The following is a 19,233-nucleotide window of genomic DNA, read 5'->3' as shown; positions in this document are numbered from 1 at the left end:
ATGTAGGCCGGGCAAACGCAGCGCCCCCGGCAGTTTCATGAAGGCTTAGTAGCCCATGTTTTTCTTCTTCTCTAGCTCTTCTTTCGCGGTATCCGGCAGATAGAGGATCGATTTGGTAATGGTCAGCTTCTCAGGCATCGTGCCGTCTTTTTTGAATTTCTCCAGCGCGTCAAATGCCGGGCCTGCCATATTCGGCGTCAGCTCGACGCTGGCATTGGCTTCGCCATCAATCATCGCTTTGTAGATATCCGGTACGCCGTCGATTGACCCCGTCAGAATGTCTTTGCCTGGTTTCAGGCCAGCCTCTTTGATCGCCTGAATAGCGCCGATCGCCATGTCATCGTTGTGGGCGTAAACCATGCAGATGTTCTTGCCGTTGTTTTCCGCTTTGATAAAGCTCTCCATCACTTCTTTCCCTTTACTGCGGGTGAAATCGCCGGACTGAGAGCGGATAATTTTGATGTTTGGCGCGTTAGCGATGGCTTCAGCGAACCCTTTCTTACGATCGATCGCCACGCTGGCACCAACGGTCCCTTGTAACTCAACGACGTTACACGGCTTGCCGTTCACCTCTTTAATTAGCCAGTCGCCGATCAATTTGCCTTCCAGCACGTTATCGGCGGTGACGGTAGTCATATAGAGAGATTTGTCTTTTACATCGATGGAACGATCAAGCAAAAAGACCGGAATATCGGCATCTTTGGCCTCTTTTAACACCGGCTCCCAACCTGTTGCCACGACCGGCGCAATAAAGATGGCATCGACGCCCTGGGCAACAAATGAACGGACTGCTTTAATCTGGTTTTCCTGCTTTTGCTGGCCGTCAGCGATTTTCAGCGTAATTCCGCGTTTTTCGGCCTCGCTTTTCGCCACGTTGGTTTCTGCGGCGCGCCAGCCGGATTCAGAGCCAACCTGCGAAAATCCTACGGTTAAAGGGGCTGCTATTGCCATAGACGACATGGCTGCCGAAACTGCTGTGACTATAAGTAAGCGCTTCCACATAAGTGCGTCCTCGTAGGGTGATTATTGTTGGTTAATAAACCGTCGCGAAAAAACTATAGACAATTGAGCATGTAACGGATTGCGTTACATCACACTTCAAAAAAGTAAATAAAACGTTAATCACAAGTTTGTAATCGCTTTCATATCACTATGAAAAATGCGGCTGAAGATATGGATTTTTCTGTCACCAGAGAGGAGCAAAAAGAAGAAAATGGGAGTAGAGAAAGCGAAAACAAGCGGAGACATTCTGCGCGAGTTGGCTATAATACCCGCCACTTGTTTGCCATAGCTTATTTAAAGGAAACAGACATGAGCTTACTCAACGTCCCTGCCGGTAAAGACCTGCCGGAAGATATCTACGTTGTTATCGAGATCCCTGCCAACGCAGATCCGATCAAATACGAAGTTGACAAAGAGAGCGGCGCCCTGTTCGTTGACCGCTTCATGTCCACCGCGATGTTCTATCCGTGCAACTACGGTTACATCAACCACACCCTGTCTCTGGATGGCGATCCGGTTGACGTTCTGGTCCCGACTCCGTACCCGCTGGAGCCAGGTTCAGTGATCCGCTGCCGTCCGGTTGGCGTTCTGAAAATGACCGACGAATCCGGTGAAGATGCGAAACTGGTTGCGGTACCGCACACCAAGCTGAGCAAAGAATACGATCACATCAAAGATGTGTCCGACCTGCCGGAACTGCTGAAAGCGCAGATCACCCACTTCTTCGAGCATTACAAAGATCTCGAAGCAGGCAAATGGGTAAAAGTTGACGGTTGGGACAACGCCGAAGCGGCTAAAGCTGAAATCGTTGCTTCCTTCGAGCGCGCGAAGAAGTAATTCTTACTTATGATGCTTAGCCCCGCATGTCGGGGCTTTTTTGTGCCCAAATGCGAGTGCAACGGGCACATAAAACAACGCCACCCGAGGGTGGCGTGTTCATATCAGTACTGGTCTCTGTCTAACCAGTTACCGCTTTCAATCAGCGTTAAGCCATCAACCGGACGTTGGTACACGTACATCCATGCACTTCCGTACGGCGTTTGAATTAGCTGGCGTGCGTATTCACCACCACGGGTACGCAGAGCGTCAAGCTCTGCCAGCGTGGCGTTATCAATACGATAAACTTCCCCGTGTACTGTTCCATTTCCCGGAACGGCGCCTGGATAGTGGCCCAGGTTGTACAACTGGTAGTTGTCGATACTGAAATTTCCCAGCAACAGGGCATTGGTCATCCAGTGGCTGTTGCCTTGTTTGGTTCGTAAACTGCCGTAGACAAATATTCGCATTGCTAAAACTCGAACTGATAGAGCAAATCAAGTGCCTGATCTACGCCAGACACTGCTTCCAGATATAGCTTAGGCATCAGACGATAACGTAGCGTGAGTGTCGCTAAGGAGTCAAATATACCCACACCATATTTCACCTGCAGACCTGGCAGTACGTATCCGCTGACAACGACCTGAGATGAGTCACCCACCCCTTGCGTGTCCAGTGCCAGATTGCTTACGCCAAATGTCTCCCCGATTTTACCCACAACCTGACCACTTTGTGCAACCCCCAGGCCAATAAGCATTGAAGTCATCGCCGCGCTGTCGCTCTGTTCACTATCCAGTCCTTGCCCACGAAGCAGGTAGGACAGCGCCATTTGCTGCGACATCGCCGGGTCGGAGAAGATCTCCGCTTTCGGTTCATCAGCCGTGCCCGTGACGCGAACGCCGGCGATCACGTCATCTTCGGTAGCATCCGGGTTACGAATCGCTTCAATATTGAGCAACGGCTGATCCGGCGGACCGGAGAATAACAGCTCGCCCTTACGCACAATCAGATCCTGACCATAGGCATGGAAGCGACCGCTCGGGATATTAATCTGTCCGTTAAGCCCAAGCCCCTGTTTATCCTGCACCACCTTCAGATCGCCCGTCAGCCGCGCTTTCAGACCAAAGGCATCAAGACGCACGTTATTACCAACGTGGATGTTCAGGTTGCTGTTGATCGGGATCCCGGCGGTCTGTGGTTTCTCAGGCTGGAGATCGTTATTAAGCATCACCATATCGCTGGACACCCCTACCGCGCTTTCCGGCAGATCGTGGACCACGATACGCGCCCACGGCACATCGACATTGCCGTTCAGGGTAAACAGGCTCGGTGTCGCTTCAAATTCCACATCCGGCGAGACATCCAGACGCACCATCGGCGGCACGGTGATCCGCACCCGACTGCCTTTCGCCGCAACGCGCGCCCGCCAGTTGTCGATCTGACTCCAGTCAGCGTCGCCACTCAGGTTGATTTCCCCCTGCTGCGTACGCACCACACCCGCCAACGTTGAGCGTGTTCCGGTGAAGTTAACGGCTAACTGGCTTGGCTGCATGTCAAACGGCATAAAGTTACCGTCTATATCCAGTCCGCTCAGTTGCAATTGTCCAAGCAGCTGTGGGCTTTGCACATCGCCGCCCAGACGCAGGTTGGCGTTGATCGTCCCCGCGGCCTTTTCACCACGTGAGAAGATAGGGTTCACCATCGCCAGATTGAAGTTGCGGATATTGACGTTGCCGCCCAGGTTACGGCGCCCTTGTGGATCGGTTACCTGCACCTTTCCGTCAAACTGTCCGTTATTGGTCAGGCGAATCAGCCAGCCCAGTTCGGCACGGTTGTCGTGCAGGTCGGCGGTCAGATTCAACGTTTCAAATGCCACTGGCAGCGGCGCATCGTTCACGCTTTGCGTGACCTTCACGTTGCGTCCGGAAAGCGTGATTTGCCCCTGCGGCAGCCCCTCTTTGGTCGTGTCCCAACTGACATCGGCTTTGCCGGTGAACACCCCGCTGGCCTGAGTCGTATCCGGCATAAACGGTTTCAGCATCGCCAGGTCGAAACGGTTGAGATTCACCACCGCGCGTCCTTCTGCACCGGCATCAATGGTTTGCGGTACGCATAGCTCCGCATTCGGGTTGTTCCAGCAGTGCGGCCCAATGCTGATTTTTTGCTCCTGATTGCGGTAATCCAACGCGATAGCACGATTGAGCGCCCACGGACCAACCGGTGTCTGGAAACGGGTATTGCTTAATTCCCCTTTCCAGCGCTGCTCTTTGCGATCAAAGCTGCCTGCCAGGGAGAGCTGTCCGGAGACCGGCTCCCCCTGAATGCGCAACTGTAGCTCATGCTGCTTCTCACTGCCTTTGGCGTTAAGCGTCACCAGGCCGATATTCACGTCAGGTTGTACAATCCGTTCTACGCGAACGTTGAGATTACCGGCGATTTGCTCCGCCGATTTCACGTCGCCTTCGACGCGAACCTGAGCAACGGAAAGCTCCTGCCAGCGCAGGCCGCGAGCGGTGATGTCCGCCAACAGCTGTGGCGCTTCTACCGTCCCGCGAACTTTTACCAACCCTTTCGCCGTACCGCCTAATCCCGGCAGCGCGTTATCCAGGCTTGGGGCATCAATCGTCGCGTCGAGATTAAGGTCTTTGACCCCCAGTTCCCCTTTCACGTCCGCACTGTTGCGTCCCAGTTCCAGATGCAGGCCAGGGATCGTCCACTGCAGGTAGCTGTTCCCCTTCAGCGAGCCATTCACATTAACCTTGTTCTGCTTCACGTTACCGGTCAGCTTCAGCTCAGGAATCTCCATCTGCCAGCTTCCGCCGTACAGACTCCCGCGCGTTTTCACCAGACCATTCAGCTTTGACGGCCAGTCCGGGATTGTTTTCGCAGTGTCGATGCCGTCCAGCGTTAACTCCCCGCGCCAACTGATCGCCTGCTGCCAGTCCACCAGCGCTTTCAGCTCGGTTTTCCCTTCCAGCGCCGCAATGCTCAGTTTATCGAGATTGATCTGCTGTTCGTTGCCTTTGGCATCCAGTGTGATGGTAGCCGGAGGAATATCCTGCCCTTTCACCGCGGTACGCATCGACAACGTATAGTCGGTCATTTTGCCGGTCAGCTTGAGCTTAATGTCATCGGCCTGGAACTGCTTGTCGCCGGTAAACGGCCAGTAAACCTGCTTACTCACCACTTCCAGATTGAGCGGTAATCCGGCTTCTGCCAGACGCGTTTGCGCGCGCAGGTCCATATCAACCGGGCCAGACAGATTGACGCCGACTTCCAGCTGTTCACGCAGCGCGCCACCGACCTTCAGCTTCACCTTTTCGCCTTTTAATGGATCGACGTTCAGCGTGCTGTTGAGGGTAATATCCACCGGCCATGTGTTGGTGAGCTGCGCCGTACCGCTGGCGTTTACCGTACCCTGATTAGAGTCGATATCCAGCGCGTCGAGCTTCATGTTGCCGTCAATGCTGCTCACTTTGAGCAGCATGTTATGCACAATTAAATCCGTATCCCCGGTCACGCGCAGTTGCTCGCCGCGAAACTCTTCAATATTGAGATTGAGCGGCAGATGGACATCGGTCATTTCCGGTAGCACCGGCTTTGAGAACAGATCTTTTAGCGTTTCACCGAGCGGTTTTTCATCCGGCTGCGGGTTTTGAATCTTCGGTTCAACGACCTCTTCCTGCGCCACTTCCGCCACTTTAGGCAGGGCAATCAGCAGGCCCTGTAATGACGTTGGCTTCAGGGTCAGCGTTTTTTCCTGCCAGTTCAGGCCGGAGGTAAAATCGAGCACTGAAACTGTGGTGTCGTCAATTTTGATATTGATGTTATTCAGCGCCACGCGTGAAAGCGTGATCGGATAAGGTGTGGAAAGGTTGAGCGGGCCGCTATCCTCCTCCTCAACCGGTGCTGAAGGCGGCATCTTTTTGCTGTCGATCGCCACGTTGATATTTTTCAGCGACAGATCGTTGACGCACAGGCTACTATCCCAAAGACACTCCAGCCCGACGGCCAGATGCACTTCACCGGCATTCACCGCCACGCCAGGCTGGTCATAACGAATATTTTTGAGCGATAAATCCCGCCAGCCGCCGGTGACCTGACCAATTTCCAGCCCCGGAACCCAGCGATTAGCTGCCTTGAAGATCAGGTGCAGGCCCGAGGTAGTACCGACAAGGAACGCCACCGTGCCTAACAACAGCAGGATAAAAATTAGCACGCCGAGGCTTATCTTCTTCCATAAACTCATAATTCAGGCCCCAGACCGATGTAAAACTGTAAACCATGTTCATCTTTGTCGCCGACAGGGACGGCAAAGTCGAGCTTGATAGGTCCGACCGGCGACTGCCAGCGCACACCGACCCCGGCGCCGGTTTTGAAATCGCTTTTGCGAATATCGCTGACCGCTTCGCCGCTATCGACAAACATTGCGCCCCACCATTTCCCGGTCACGTTGTACTGGTATTCCAGCGAGCCGGTTGCCAGCTTCGAGGCCCCTTTCAGCTTACCGTCGCTGCCTTCGGGCGAAATAGATTTGTATTTGTAACCGCGAATACTGCGATCGCCCCCGGCGAAGAAACGCAGATCCGGTGGCACTTTGTCGAAGTCCCCGGTTTCAATCCAGCCGAGGTTACCGCGCATCACAAAGCGATGCCTGTCGTACAGCGTACGGATCCAGACGTTTTGCGCCTGGAAGACGGAGAAATCAACGTCTGAACCCCAGGCCGTATTGGAATAATCAATGGAATAGCGTTGAGAATCGCCCCAGACGGGCATCAGACCGCCGCGCGAACGCGTCCGGCTAATCATCACGCCCGGATAGAGCAGCATGGTGGTATTGGTGACGTTACCCTGCGTAAAGTGGTCGAGGCTCCAGCGCAGGTTAATCGCGCGCTGCCAGCCGCTGGAAAGGTCCCAGTAACGGGAAACCGCAAGCGTCGTGGAGTCCTGCTCGGTGTCGTTTAAATCAGTACGCTTAAAGCCCCCCTGCACCAGGTAATACTGCTCCAGTGGGTTCTTTAACAGCGGCATTTTATAACTAAAATCAAGGACCTGCTCTGGCGCAGAGATACTGGCGCTAGTGGTCAGGCTGTGGCCATAGGAGTTCATCCACGGCTTTTTCCACGAGGTCTTTACCCGTGGCCCGACGTCAGTTGAATAACCAACCCCGGTTTCGATGGTGTTTTCGGTTCGCGGCGAGACCACGCCTTTAAGCGGCAACACTTTGGTTTTGCGGGCTTTATCAAATTCTGGCGCGACAACCACAGAATTAAACCATCCGGTCGCCGACAGACGACGGTTAAGTTCCCCCAGATCTTTCGACTCGTACTCTTCACCTTCTTTAAATGGCACCAGGTTTTGCAGGTACTCATCGCGAATTTGCGAGCCTTCAAAGGTGACATGCCCAAAGCGATAGCGTTCACCGCTGTTGTAATCGATATCCCAGAACGCCTGACGGCGCTCAAGCGCTATTCCAAGCTGGCTTTTATTAAATTCACTGTCGAAATAGCCTTTGCGCAGCGCCACGCTGGTGAGGGATTTTTTGAAGTTGTCATAATCACCCTGATTCAACACGGTGCCGATTGCCGGGCGCGTTTTCAGCAGATCCAGATAATCTTTATCCGTACGCGCGCCACCGCGCAAAATCACTTCGGTGCCGCCAATCAGCACCGGCTCGCCGGGGGTTACTTTGGCAATCAGCACCTGGCGTCCTTTTGCCGGTGGCGGGCGCAGCTCAAAATCGATGGTCGGCTCAAAGTAGCCCAGCGCTTTTAGCCCTTCGCGGATGGCATCATCAACGCGCGCACGAAAGCGTCGGTCTGGAGTGACTTCATCACTTTGAATCGTGGACAACTGCGCACGGACGTTTTTCTCCAGCGGTCCTGATAATCCTTCGACCTGTAAGCGAACATTCGCGGCGGCGGCGGAGCCACTTAAGCACAGTAATCCCACCCAACATAACTGACGGATATGTGGCACATTTTCTCCTGAATATCCTTTTTTCCCACCCCTGGAAAAAAATACTATGCCGTTCCTCGGCTTAACAAAAAATCAACAATAAGAGTTGAAAAACAGACGACAACCCAAATATTTCTTATGTTTAACTCTAGACGTATTCATGCCGTTTATTGTGGGCAAAGACGCGTCTCGTTACAACCTTAACCCAAATGACTGATTTCGGGAGAACGGCCATGAGTTTATTTGATAGAAAGCATCTCGTTACTCAAGCAGATGCGCTACCTGGACGCAACACCCCGATGCCAGTGGCAACGCTGCATGCGGTTAACCAACATTCGATGACCAACGTGCCCGACGGTATGGAAATCGCCCTTTTCGCCATGGGATGTTTCTGGGGCGTGGAGCGTTTATTCTGGTCATTACCCGGCGTGTACAGCACCGCAGCCGGATACACCGGCGGCTATACCCCTAACCCGACCTATCGGGAAGTCTGTTCTGGCGATACCGGGCATGCCGAAGCGGTGCGCGTCGTCTATGACCCGCATGTTATCAGCTACGAGCAACTGCTGCAGGTGTTCTGGGAAAATCACGATCCGGCGCAAGGTATGCGTCAGGGGAACGACCACGGTACGCAGTATCGTTCCGCTATTTATCCCTTAACGCCAGAGCAAACCGCCGCGGCACAGGCCAGCCTTGAGCGTTTTCAGGCGGCGATGACCGCCGCTGGCGACGAGCGCACCATTACAACGGAAATCAGTACGGCAACCCCGTTCTATTATGCCGAAGACGATCACCAACAATATCTGCACAAAAATCCTTACGGATACTGCGGGATTGGCGGGATTGGCGTGTGTTTGCCACCACAAGGATAAATTTCCCCCTCTGGCGACGTTACAGTACCTTACGCTATACTAGCTCCTGAATTTACCGGCTCACTTCCACGAGCCGGTTTTCAATGTGTATTTCACACGGATTTATCAACTTCTCCCTTCCGAGGATCTGACCCGAACGGTCGGATAAGATATGTTAAACAGTATTTTAGTCATTCTCTGCCTGATCGCCGTGAGTGCGTTTTTCTCGATATCCGAGATCTCGCTTGCCGCATCACGCAAAATCAAACTTAAGCTGCTTGCCGATGAAGGCAATGTGAACGCACAGCGTGTTTTGAAGATGCAGGAAAACCCCGGCATGTTTTTTACCGTGGTGCAGATTGGCCTAAACGCGGTCGCCATTCTCGGCGGTATCGTTGGTGATGCGGCCTTTTCCCCGGCGTTTTACAGCCTGTTCTCAAAGTACTTCGCTCCAGAGCTGTCCGAACAGTTAAGTTTTATTCTGTCCTTCTCACTGGTTACTGGCCTGTTCATCCTGTTCGCGGATTTAACCCCGAAACGCATCGGTATGATTGCGCCAGAAGCTGTGGCTTTGCGTATCATCAACCCGATGCGCTTCTGTCTGCTGGTCTTCCGCCCATTGGTGTGGTTCTTTAACGGTCTGGCAAATAACATTTTCCGCCTGTTTAAAATTCCGATGGTGCGTAAAGATGACATCACGTCAGACGACATTTACGCCGTGGTCGAAGCCGGTGCGCTGGCGGGTGTTCTGCGCAAGCAGGAACATGAGCTGATTGAAAATGTGTTCGAACTGGAATCCCGCACCGTACCGTCTTCTATGACCTCGCGCGAGAATATTATCTGGTTCGATCTTCACGAAGACGAGCAGAGCCTGAAGAACAAAGTGGCGGAACATCCGCACTCCAAATTTCTGGTGTGTAACGAAGATATCGATCACATCATTGGCTATGTCGATTCAAAGGATCTCCTCAACCGCGTGCTGGCCAACCAGAGTATGGCGCTGAACAGCGGCGTGCAGATCCGCAATACGCTGATTGTCCCGGATACGCTGACGCTCTCTGAAGCGCTGGAAAGCTTCAAAACCGCAGGCGAAGATTTTGCCGTCATCATGAACGAGTATGCATTGGTGGTGGGGATTATCACGCTCAACGATGTGATGACGACGCTGATGGGCGATTTAGTCGGTCAGGGCCTGGAAGAGCAGATCGTGGCGCGTGATGAAAACTCATGGTTAGTCGACGGCGGTACGCCGATTGATGACGTCATGCGCGTCCTGGATATCGACGAATTCCCGCAGTCCGGCAACTATGAAACCATCGGCGGCTTTATGATGTTCATGTTGCGTAAAATCCCGAAACGCACCGACTCGGTGAAGTATTCAGGCTACAAATTTGAAGTAGTGGATATCGATAACTACAAGATCGATCAGCTGCTGGTGACGCGTCTGGACAGTAAACCTACCGTTCTGGTACCGAAACTGCCGGATGCGAAGGAAGAGGCAAAGGCGTCATAGCGCCTTGCAGAAACATCAACGGCTCCTGTCCTGGAGCCGTTTTTTTAACTACCGCATAGCACTTTGATCAAGCCATCTCAGTTTGCAGACGCAAGACCTGACGGTTAACTTCGGACATCACGGAAAAATGCAGCTTGTCCTTCACTTTTGGGATAAGAATCTTACCCTTATCAAATTCAAAAGCGCCTACATCCTTGATATATAACCGTCCACGAAACAGGATCTTCACGTACTTCGCCACCTGCAGCGGGTTGTATCGTTGGAAAATTTTCATTGTTGTCTCCTGCTGAGCATTACGCCTTTGCGGTACCACAATCGGTCCGACAATCCTCAGGCGCAAATTTTAATGCCCTATGACTATAGACTATCTCGTTGATGTTTCCAGCGTGTATAAGTTTATTTACCTTCCAGTTACAATTATTCAGAATTATCTTTTCAACGCTTCGCTGTCTTCAGTATAAGCCTTCGATTTTCGCAGGATTTGTGCGCCCGTCCGCAAACTGGCATCGCGCTTGCGGGAAAAAGCATCAATCGCACATATGATTAAATTCCAGGCCCAAGTGGTCGGATCACCTGCAAAATAAAGAAAGAAGGAAAACCTATGACCTTACGAAAACTGCTGGCGCTGTCGTGCCTGCTGCTGCCGATGATTGCCTCCGCCCATAAGTTTGAGACTGACCAGCGCGTACCGCCGGTGGGGATCGCCGATCGCGGCGAACTGATTCTCGATAACGATAAGTTTAGCTACAAAAGCTGGAATAGCGCGCAACTGCCCGGCAAAGTACGCATTGTGCAACACATTGCCGGACGCACCTCCGCCAAAGAGAAAAACGCGAACCTGATTGAAGCCATCAAAGCGGCGAACCTGCCGCACGACAAATACCAGACCACCACTATCGTCAACACGGATGACGCCATTCCTGGCTCCGGTATGTTTGTGCGCAGCAGTCTGGAGAGCAATAAGAAGCTCTACCCATGGTCACAATTTATCGTCGACAGCAACGGCATTGCGCGTAAAGCCTGGCAACTGGATGAAGAAAGCTCAGCTATTGCGGTACTCGATAAGGACGGACGCGTACAGTGGGCAAAAGATGGCGCATTAACGCAGGAAGAGGTGCAGCAGGTGATTACCCTGCTGCATAAATTGCTCAGTAAATAGAGACGCGGAAGCCGGGGTTGAGGAACGATTCACGTGGGGTGTAGTCCAGAGGTTTCCCCTGCCAGTCGTGAACGTGCGCTCCGGCTGCGGCGGCAACGGCGTGGCCAGCGGCAGTGTCCCAGACGTTAGTTGGCCCAAAACGCGGATACAGCTGCGCGCGCCCTTCCGCCACCAGGCAGAATTTCAGCGACGATCCAATCGACGTGGTCTGGTGCTCGCCCAGTTGTTGCAGATACTCTTTTAACTCATTGTCGGCATGCGAACGGCTAATCACCACCAGCGGTGGACGCGCGTCACGTACCTGGATTTGTTTGCGCACACCGCACTCTTCTTTCCACGCTTTACCTTCTGCCGCACTGTACATGACCTTCATTACTGGCGCGTAAACCACACCAAGCACCGGCTTTCCCTGCTCAATCAGCGCAATATTGACGGTAAATTCACCGTTACGTTTAATAAACTCTTTGGTACCGTCCAACGGATCGACCAGCCAGTAGCGCTGCCAGTGCTGGCGAACATCCCAGCCAGGAGGGGCTTCTTCAGACAGAACCGGAATATCCGGCGTCAGCGCCTGTAATCCTTCGAGGATCACCGTATGCGCAGCGATATCCGCCGCCGTGACCGGAGAATCATCCTGCTTGCTGGTAATCTCCATCGGTTTGATTCCATCGTAGACCTGCATAATGGCATCGCCCGCGTTCCGTGCAAGCTGGCATACATGTTCTAACATTCTCCACCTCGTTTGTCAGTGGTGTTAACTCGTTGTTTTACTTATACCCGATCGTCAGGGGATCCGCCAACTGTGATAGCGTCTGCGGTTTTAAACGCTATATTCATGTCATGATTCACAGTTCTGTAAGCAAGAAGATTTATATACATTTTCTTTTGTGGCTTAGATCTTAAAAGGATGCCCCTGATGATTAAGTTTAGTGCAACGCTTCTGGCAACGCTGATTGCAGCCAGCGTCAATGCCGCGACCGTCGATCTGCGAATAATGGAAACCACTGATTTACATAGCAATATGATGGATTTCGATTATTACAAAGACACGCCGACTGAAAAATTTGGCCTGGTGCGTACGGCAAGTCTGATCAACGCCGCGCGTGGTGAAGTCAAAAACAGCGTGCTGGTTGATAACGGCGATCTGATTCAGGGCAGCCCGCTCGGGGATTACATGGCGGCCAAAGGGCTGAAAGCGGGCGAAACTCACCCGGTATATAAGGCGCTCAATACGCTGGATTACGCGGTGGGCAACCTCGGCAATCATGAATTCAACTACGGTCTGGAGTATTTGCATAACGCGCTGGCCGGAGCGAAGTTCCCCTACGTTAACGCCAATATCATCGACGTTAAGACCAAAAAGCCGCTGTTTACGCCTTATCTGATCAAAGACACTGAGGTAATTGACCAGGAAGGTAACAAGCAGACGCTGAAGATTGGCTATATCGGCTTCGTGCCACCACAAATAATGACCTGGGATAAAGCCAACCTCAGCGGCAAAGTGACGGTAAATGACATCACCGAAACCGCACGTAAGTATGTGCCGGAAATGCGGAAAAAAGGCGCTGATGTCGTGGTGGTGGTTGCTCACTCCGGCCTTTCTGCCGACCCGTATCAGACGATGGCGGAAAACTCCGTTTATTATCTCAGTGAAGTACCGGGCGTGGATGCCATTATGTTTGGTCATGCTCACGCCGTCTTCCCGGGGAAAGATTTTGCCAACATTAAAGGTGCAGATATCACAAAAGGTACGCTCAATGGCGTGCCGGCGGTGATGCCTGGCATGTGGGGCGATCATCTGGGCGTCGTGGATTTGGTACTGAATAACGATAGCGGTAAATGGCAGGTCAGCCAGGCGAAAGCAGAGGCACGCCCCATTTATGACGCCGCGGCGAAAAAATCACTGGCAGCAGAAGACAAAAAAATCGTTGAGATCCTGAAAGCCGATCACGACGCCACGCGTGAGTTTGTCAGCAAACCGATCGGTAAATCCGCCGACAACATGTACAGCTATCTGGCGCTGGTTCAGGATGACCCGACCGTGCAGGTGGTGAATAACGCCCAGAAAGCGTATGTGGAGCACTTTATCCAGGGCGATCCGGACCTGGCAAAATTGCCGGTACTTTCCGCGGCCGCGCCGTTTAAGGTCGGTGGACGCAAGAACGATCCGGCCAGCTTTGTCGAAGTCGAAAAAGGCCAGTTAACCTTCCGTAACGCCGCTGATTTGTATCTCTATCCCAACACTCTGGTGGTGGTGAAAGCCAGCGGTAAAGAGGTGAAAGAGTGGCTGGAATGTTCCGCCGGGCAGTTCAATCAGATTGATATCCACAGCAGCAAACCACAGTCGTTGATTAACTGGGATGGCTTCCGTACCTATAATTTCGACGTGATTGACGGCGTGAATTATCAGATTGATGTTTCACAACCCGCCCGCTACGACGGTGAATGTCAGACCATTAACCCGAAAGCGGAACGTATTAAAAATCTGACCTTTAACGGCAAACCAATCGATCCGAATGCCACCTTCCTCGTCGCGACCAACAACTACCGCGCCTACGGCGGTAAGTTTGCCGGAACCGGCGACAGCCACATCGCGTTTGCTTCTCCGGATGAAAACCGCTCGGTGCTGGCCGCGTGGATTGGTGCTGAGACGAAGCGTGCCGGTGAAATTCACCCGGCGGCAGATAACAACTGGCGTCTGGCGCCAATTCATAGCGACACACCACTGGATATTCGCTTTGAAACATCACCGTCTGATAAAGCCGCTGCATTTATTAAAGAGAAAGGCCAGTATCCGCTGAAGAAAGTCGCGACCGATGACATCGGTTTCGCTATTTATCAGCTGGATTTGAGTAAGTAACTTTCGTGCCGGATGCGACGCAACAGCGTCTTATCCGGCCGACAAAACACACTGCCAACCTATCACGCAACCCGCTCTTCCCGTTGCGCCAAAACCTGCGGCAAATTCAGTTCTATCCAGTCCGCCAGCGCGGCGACTTTATCGCTCACCTGCTCGCCCAACAGCGTCAGGCTATATTCCACATGCGGCGGCACCACCGGATAAGAGACTCGATTGATAAACCCGTCCTGCTCAAGCGCCTGCAGCGATTGCGCCAGCATCTTTTCGCTGACGCCGCCCATCTTACGGCGCAAATCGCTGAAACGGTGCGTACCGTCGCGCAGCGCCACCAGAATTAACACGCCCCAGCGGCTGGTGACGTGTTTTAACACCTCGCGGGAGGGACACTGTTCGGCAAACAAATTGCCATCGCGTAATTGCTGGGAGAGCGTCGACGCTGTCATTTTCATACTAACCTTTTTGTGCGTACTTACTAAAAGTTAGTTTAAGTGTTAGCGTGATTAAACACAAGACCAATACCAAGGAGTTACCCCATGATCGCAATTACCGGTGCCACCGGCCAACTGGGCCAACACGTTATTGAATCGCTACTGAAAACCGTTCCTGCCAGCCAGATTGTGGCAATTGTGCGTAATCCCTCTAAAGCGACGGCGCTTAGCCAGCAGGGCATTACCGTTCGTCAGGCGGATTACAGCGATGAAGCCGCCTTGACGGCTGCCTTACAGGGTATTGACAAGCTACTGCTAATCTCGTCGAGCGAAGTGGGACAACGCGCCCCGCAGCATCACAACGTGATTAACGCAGCGAAAGCCGCGCACGTGAAATTCATCGCCTACACCAGCCTGCTGCACGCCGACGCCTCCCCGCTAGGGCTGGCTGATGAGCATGTGGCAACCGAGAAGATGCTGGCTGAATCCGGTATCGCCTACGCGCTGCTGCGTAACGGCTGGTACACCGAAAACTATCTCGCCAGCGCGCCAGCTGCACTGGAACACGGCGTCTTTATCGGGGCGGCGGGAGAAGGCAAAATCGCCTCGGCAACCCGTGCCGACTATGCCGCAGCCGCCGCGCGCGTCATTAGTGAAGAGGGGCACGCCGGTAAAACCTACGAACTGGCGGGCGACGCAGGCTGGACTCTAAGCCAGTTGGCTGCCGAGCTGGCAAAGCAGAGCGGTAAAAAAGTGGTGTATCAGAACCTGAGCGAAGCTGATTTTGCCGCGGCGCTGAAAAACTTTGGTCTGCCTGCCGGGCTGGCGGACATGCTGGCGGATTCTGACGTCGGCGCCTCTAAAGGCGGTCTGTTCGATGACAGCCATACGCTGAGCAAACTGATTGGCCGCCCAACCACCTCGTTGGCTGACAGCGTCAAAGGCATCGTGTAAGTGTTAAAAATTAGTTAATTGTGGTGGCATCCCCGCGCATCCTCTCTGATAATGACAGGATGATGCGTGGGGAGAGAAAACGTGCAAGGTGTACCTGAGCAGTTTATTGATGAGAAAGACAGCGCCCGCTTTCGCCATCTGGCGCAGGTGCCGGGCGTTGAGCTGTATCATGCGCACATCTCACGTTACGCCTTTGAACCACATACCCATGAAGCGTTTGGCATTGGCGCGATAGAAGCCGGAGCCGAACGTTTTCGCTATCGCGGTACGCAGTACGTCGCGCCCGCCCATTCTGTCGTCACCATGAATCCCGATGAGTTGCATACCGGCGAAGCCGAAACCGCCGACGGCTGGCGCTATCGGATGATCTATCTTGAGCCCGATCTTCTGGAAGAAGTCACTGGGATCCGCCACTGGTGGTTTCATGACGTAACGCGTCACGATCCGCTGCGCTCGCGGCAGATCTGCTCGCTGATCCACGGCCTGTGGAACACAGAGGATGCGCTGGCGCAAAAAGGGTTATTGCTCGATCTGATCGACACCTTCCAGCCGCTGGCCCGCCATGCGCCAACATCTGCAGAAGGGGCGCATCGCTTTGAACGGGTACGCGAGTATCTGCATGATAATTACATGCACCCGATAACGCTCGACGAACTGGCGCGGGTTGCCTCACTGAGTCCCTGGCATTTTCAACGCCAGTTTAAATCTCATTTCCACGTTACGCCGCACCAAATGCTGATGGCCATTCGCCTGTGGCGCGCCAAAGGTTTTCTCACTCACGGAATGCCCGCCGCAGAGGTCGCTGCCGCAACCGGTTTGACCGACCAGTCGCATCTCACCCGCGCATTTACTCATCGCTACGGCATTACGCCGGTACGTTATCAGAAGCAGGTTTATTCGCGCTAATGCGCAATCTCATACAATACGGCTGCACTCTCCCTGCCTACACTCAACGCAATGTTTAATGATGTGGATGTTAACAATGATTAGCGGCGTGCTGTACGCCCTGCTGGCAGGGCTGATGTGGGGATTAATTTTTGTCGGGCCGCTGATCGTACCGGAATACCCGGCAGTGTTGCAGTCGATGGGACGCTATCTGGCGCTGGGGCTGATCGCCGTGCCGATCGCCTGGCTGGGACGCGCGCGTCTGCGCCAGCTGACGGGTAAAGACTGGATAACAGCGCTGGCGCTAACGATGATGGGTAACCTGATTTATTACGTTTGCCTGGCCAGCGCCATCCAGCGTACCGGCGCGCCGGTGTCAACGATGATTATTGGTACATTACCGGTGGTGATCCCGGTCTTCGCCAACCTGCTCTATAGCCAGCGTGACGGTAAATTATCCTGGTGGCGTCTGTCACCTGCGCTGATATTGATTGCTATTGGCCTGCTGTGCGTGAATATCTCGGAGCTGAACCAGGGATTACCCAATTTTAGCGGCTGGCGTTATGGCTCCGGTATCGTGTTGGCGCTTGTTTCAGTGGTGTGCTGGGCGTGGTATGCACTGCGTAATGCCCGCTGGCTGCGCGAGAATCCAGATAAGCATCCGATGATGTGGGCGACGGCTCAGGCGCTGGTGACGCTGCCCGTTTCTCTGCTGGGGTATGTTGCAGCGTGTCTGTGGCTGCATGGGCAAACGCCAGGTTTCGCCCTGCCCTTCGGCCCGCGTCCGGATGTGTTTATCGGCCTGATGATAGCCATTGCGGTATTGTGTTCGTGGGTGGGCGCCCTGTGCTGGAACATCGCCAGCCAGAAGTTGCCGACGGTGATCCTCGGCCCGCTGATTGTCTTCGAAACGCTGGCTGGCCTGCTGTATACCTTTATGCTGCGCCAGGATTTTCCGCCGCTGCTGACGCTAAGCGGTATTGCGCTACTGGTAACAGGCGTGGTAATTGCGGTGCGGTCAAAACCGCAGAAACCGGCGGTAGTGCCGGTTTCAGGGGATGCCTGATGGCGCTGCGCTTATCAGGCCTACAAGGACTGTACGATCTCATGTAGGCCGGATAAGGCGTTTACGCCGTCATCCGGCGCGACACTTTAAATACAGCCACGGTCTGGTTCAGTCGTGCTGCCTGCTCTTCAAGCGCGGCGGCTGCGGAAGCGGACTCCTCCACCAGCGAAGCATTTTGCTGCGTCACGCGATCCATCTCGGCAACGGCCTGGCCTACCTGATCGATACCCCGGCTCTGTTCATCAGAAGCAGAGGCAATTTCGCCCATAATGTCGGTCACGCGGGTCACGGCGCTGACAATCTCCGCCATCGTTTCGCCTGCTTCATGCACCAGCGCCGTACCGGCATTGACCCGATTGCCCGAGTCATCAATCAGCGCCTTAATCTCTTTTGCCGCCTGAGCACTACGCTGCGCCAGAGTACGAACTTCGCCAGCGACCACGGCAAAACCACGTCCCTGTTCGCCCGCACGCGCCGCTTCTACCGCCGCGTTCAGCGCCAGAATATTGGTCTGGAAGGCAATACCGTCGATAACAGTGGTAATTTGCGCGATTTTGCTGGAACTGGTGGCGATTTCGTCCATAGTACGCACTACGCCATCAACCACGGTTCCACCTTTCAACGCCGTCTGTGAGGCATTTTTTGCCAGACTGGTCGCCTGACGCGCGTTATCTGCGTTCTGCTTCACGGTGGCGGTGAGTTGTTCCATGCTGGCAGCGGTCTCTTCCAGAGAGGCGGCTTGCTGCTCGGTACGTGAGGAGAGATCGTTACTGCCTGCGGCAATTTCACCCGCGCCGGTGTAGATAGTGTCAGCCCCGTCACGCACCACGCTGACCGTATTCGCCAGCGCCTGTTGCATGTCACGCACATTACTTGCCAGCAGCGCCATTTCATTGCTGCCATCGGCGTTGATGCTATGCGTCAGGTCACCCGCAGCGATGTGGCGAATATGTCCCATCACCTCGTGGAGCGGCTTGAGCAACACGCGCTGCATCGCCAGCCAACTGGCGACAATCACAGTGACGACAGTCAACATCACGGCAGACAACAGCCAGATTATCTTGCGGTAATCACTCTCATTGTCCTGCACGCCGGCCGTGGCCAACGCCGTTTGCGCGGCACGCCATTCCCGATATACTTCCTGCATGGCCGTCTGCTTCTGCTCAGCATTCTGCTTGAACATCTCTTCCAGCTTACCTTCAGCCAGCAGCGCGTTCATTTTAGCCAGCGTCGCAGAATAGATGCCGTACTGTTCTTCCAGTCGATCGGCCAGACGCTCATCCAGCCCCGGCGTTTCTGGCAGGGCGTAGTATTTATCGTAATGCTCTTTCGACTCGGCCAGCAGACGATTCGCCGTGTTCACCAGCTCTTTCAACTGACCGCCGTTGATCTCGCTGGCCATCGTTCCCTGTAAACGCAGCATACCCCGGTTGAGCGTGACGCGAGCCTGGTTCAGGCTAATCCACGCATCGGTAAATTCAGCCACGTTCTGACTGGAAAGCTGAGAGACATTAAAGTTCTGTTTATCGTTATTGAGTGCGCCAATAAAGACGCCTGCGGAGATGAGCTGCATCGCGCCCAGCGCGAGTAGCACGGTGATAAGTAAGGTTATCACTTTGATTCGTTTGAACATCTGTTGCCTTTTATTATGCAGGTATTGTCTGAGGTCTAACTATCGGCAGCGGCGTGCGCTTATTTAATTCTCTGGCGCAGCTTTTTTCGCCGTATCTCTCCTTTCCAA

General features: G+C 53.7%; 16 protein-coding genes. 8 read left to right on the top strand and 8 right to left on the bottom strand.

From position 1 onward, the window contains the following. Positions 1–45: 45 nt before the first annotated feature. Positions 46–1,002 carry a galactofuranose ABC transporter substrate-binding protein YtfQ gene (ytfQ, locus tag FDW96_RS00590; protein WP_042312755.1) on the bottom strand — a complete coding sequence of 319 codons (957 nt, stop codon included), beginning with the start codon at positions 1,000–1,002 and terminating at the stop codon, positions 46–48. Positions 1,003–1,311: 309 nt separating this feature from the next. Here ytfQ and ppa point away from each other — a divergent pair, with 309 nt between their 5' ends. Beyond that, positions 1,312–1,839: an inorganic diphosphatase gene (gene ppa, locus FDW96_RS00585; RefSeq protein WP_038636623.1), complete on the top strand. Its 528-nt coding sequence runs from the start codon at positions 1,312–1,314 to the stop codon at positions 1,837–1,839. 104 nt (positions 1,840–1,943) lie between these two features. Here the strand turns inward: ppa and FDW96_RS00580 are convergent, their stop codons facing one another. From FDW96_RS00580 to tamA, 3 genes are read right to left on the bottom strand one after another with little or no spacing between them, the layout of a single operon-like run. Continuing rightward, positions 1,944–2,288: a gamma-glutamylcyclotransferase gene (locus FDW96_RS00580; RefSeq protein WP_137365044.1), complete on the bottom strand. Its 345-nt coding sequence runs from the start codon at positions 2,286–2,288 to the stop codon at positions 1,944–1,946. Between the two features lie 2 nt (positions 2,289–2,290). Beyond that, positions 2,291–6,067, bottom strand: a complete 3,777-nt coding sequence (tamB, locus tag FDW96_RS00575; RefSeq protein WP_137365043.1) for an autotransporter assembly complex protein TamB — start codon at positions 6,065–6,067, stop codon at positions 2,291–2,293. Then, positions 6,064–7,797: an autotransporter assembly complex protein TamA gene (gene tamA / locus FDW96_RS00570; protein ID WP_042312760.1), complete on the bottom strand. Its 1,734-nt coding sequence runs from the start codon at positions 7,795–7,797 to the stop codon at positions 6,064–6,066. The genes tamB and tamA overlap by 4 nt, the downstream gene beginning before the upstream one ends. A gap of 212 nt (positions 7,798–8,009) precedes the next feature. Here tamA and msrA point away from each other — a divergent pair, with 212 nt between their 5' ends. Both msrA and FDW96_RS00560 read left to right on the top strand, forming a co-directional pair. Further along, complete coding sequence (gene msrA, locus FDW96_RS00565; RefSeq protein ID WP_042312762.1) at positions 8,010–8,648, top strand: peptide-methionine (S)-S-oxide reductase MsrA; 639 nt, start codon at positions 8,010–8,012, stop codon at positions 8,646–8,648. 151 nt (positions 8,649–8,799) lie between these two features. After that, on the top strand, positions 8,800–10,140 hold the full coding sequence (locus FDW96_RS00560; RefSeq protein ID WP_003025713.1) for a hemolysin family protein: 1,341 nt from the start codon (positions 8,800–8,802) through the stop codon (positions 10,138–10,140). A 67-nt stretch (positions 10,141–10,207) separates the two neighbouring features. On the opposite strand, the gene FDW96_RS00555 is transcribed toward FDW96_RS00560, so the two are convergent. Beyond that, positions 10,208–10,414, bottom strand: coding sequence for a DUF1107 domain-containing protein (locus FDW96_RS00555; RefSeq protein ID WP_003025710.1), 207 nt, complete (start codon positions 10,412–10,414; stop codon positions 10,208–10,210). A gap of 327 nt (positions 10,415–10,741) precedes the next feature. Between FDW96_RS00555 and FDW96_RS00550 the strand changes: the two genes are divergently transcribed. Continuing rightward, entirely contained in the window at positions 10,742–11,299 is a 558-nt protein-coding gene (locus tag FDW96_RS00550) for a YtfJ family protein (protein ID WP_042312764.1), read from the top strand. Here the strand turns inward: FDW96_RS00550 and cysQ are convergent. Next, on the bottom strand, positions 11,289–12,029 hold the full coding sequence (cysQ, locus tag FDW96_RS00545; protein WP_137361574.1) for a 3'(2'),5'-bisphosphate nucleotidase CysQ: 741 nt from the start codon (positions 12,027–12,029) through the stop codon (positions 11,289–11,291). The genes FDW96_RS00550 and cysQ overlap by 11 nt on opposite strands. 186 nt (positions 12,030–12,215) lie before the next feature. On the opposite strand from cysQ, the gene FDW96_RS00540 reads away from it, so the two are divergent. Then, positions 12,216–14,159 carry a bifunctional 2',3'-cyclic-nucleotide 2'-phosphodiesterase/3'-nucleotidase gene (locus tag FDW96_RS00540; protein WP_137365042.1) on the top strand — a complete coding sequence of 648 codons (1,944 nt, stop codon included), beginning with the start codon at positions 12,216–12,218 and terminating at the stop codon, positions 14,157–14,159. 62 nt (positions 14,160–14,221) lie between these two features. On the opposite strand, the gene FDW96_RS00535 is transcribed toward FDW96_RS00540, so the two are convergent. Then, positions 14,222–14,602: a helix-turn-helix domain-containing protein gene (locus FDW96_RS00535; protein ID WP_137365182.1), complete on the bottom strand. Its 381-nt coding sequence runs from the start codon at positions 14,600–14,602 to the stop codon at positions 14,222–14,224. 90 nt (positions 14,603–14,692) lie between these two features. Between FDW96_RS00535 and FDW96_RS00530 the strand changes: the two genes are divergently transcribed. The 3 genes from FDW96_RS00530 to FDW96_RS00520 all read left to right on the top strand — a co-directional run bounded on the left by FDW96_RS00530 (position 14,693) and on the right by FDW96_RS00520 (position 17,492). Beyond that, the gene (locus FDW96_RS00530) at positions 14,693–15,541 is read left to right on the top strand and encodes an SDR family oxidoreductase (RefSeq protein WP_137365041.1); all 849 of its coding nucleotides are present in this window, start codon (positions 14,693–14,695) and stop codon (positions 15,539–15,541) included. Positions 15,542–15,622: 81 nt separating this feature from the next. Then, on the top strand, positions 15,623–16,447 hold the full coding sequence (locus FDW96_RS00525; protein ID WP_038642970.1) for an AraC family transcriptional regulator: 825 nt from the start codon (positions 15,623–15,625) through the stop codon (positions 16,445–16,447). A 76-nt stretch (positions 16,448–16,523) separates the two neighbouring features. Continuing rightward, positions 16,524–17,492 carry a DMT family transporter gene (locus tag FDW96_RS00520; RefSeq protein ID WP_137365181.1) on the top strand — a complete coding sequence of 323 codons (969 nt, stop codon included), beginning with the start codon at positions 16,524–16,526 and terminating at the stop codon, positions 17,490–17,492. Positions 17,493–17,553: 61 nt separating this feature from the next. Here FDW96_RS00520 and FDW96_RS00515 read toward each other — a convergent pair whose 3' ends face one another. Beyond that, positions 17,554–19,125: a methyl-accepting chemotaxis protein gene (locus FDW96_RS00515; RefSeq protein WP_137365040.1), complete on the bottom strand. Its 1,572-nt coding sequence runs from the start codon at positions 19,123–19,125 to the stop codon at positions 17,554–17,556. Positions 19,126–19,233: the final 108 nt, after the last annotated feature.

Source organism: Citrobacter sp. TBCS-15 (assembly GCF_005280815.1).
GTDB classification, from domain to species: domain Bacteria; phylum Pseudomonadota; class Gammaproteobacteria; order Enterobacterales; family Enterobacteriaceae; genus Citrobacter; species Citrobacter werkmanii.
The sequence above is the reverse complement of the archived record's forward strand: the minus strand, read 5'-3'. Positions and strand labels throughout refer to the sequence as shown.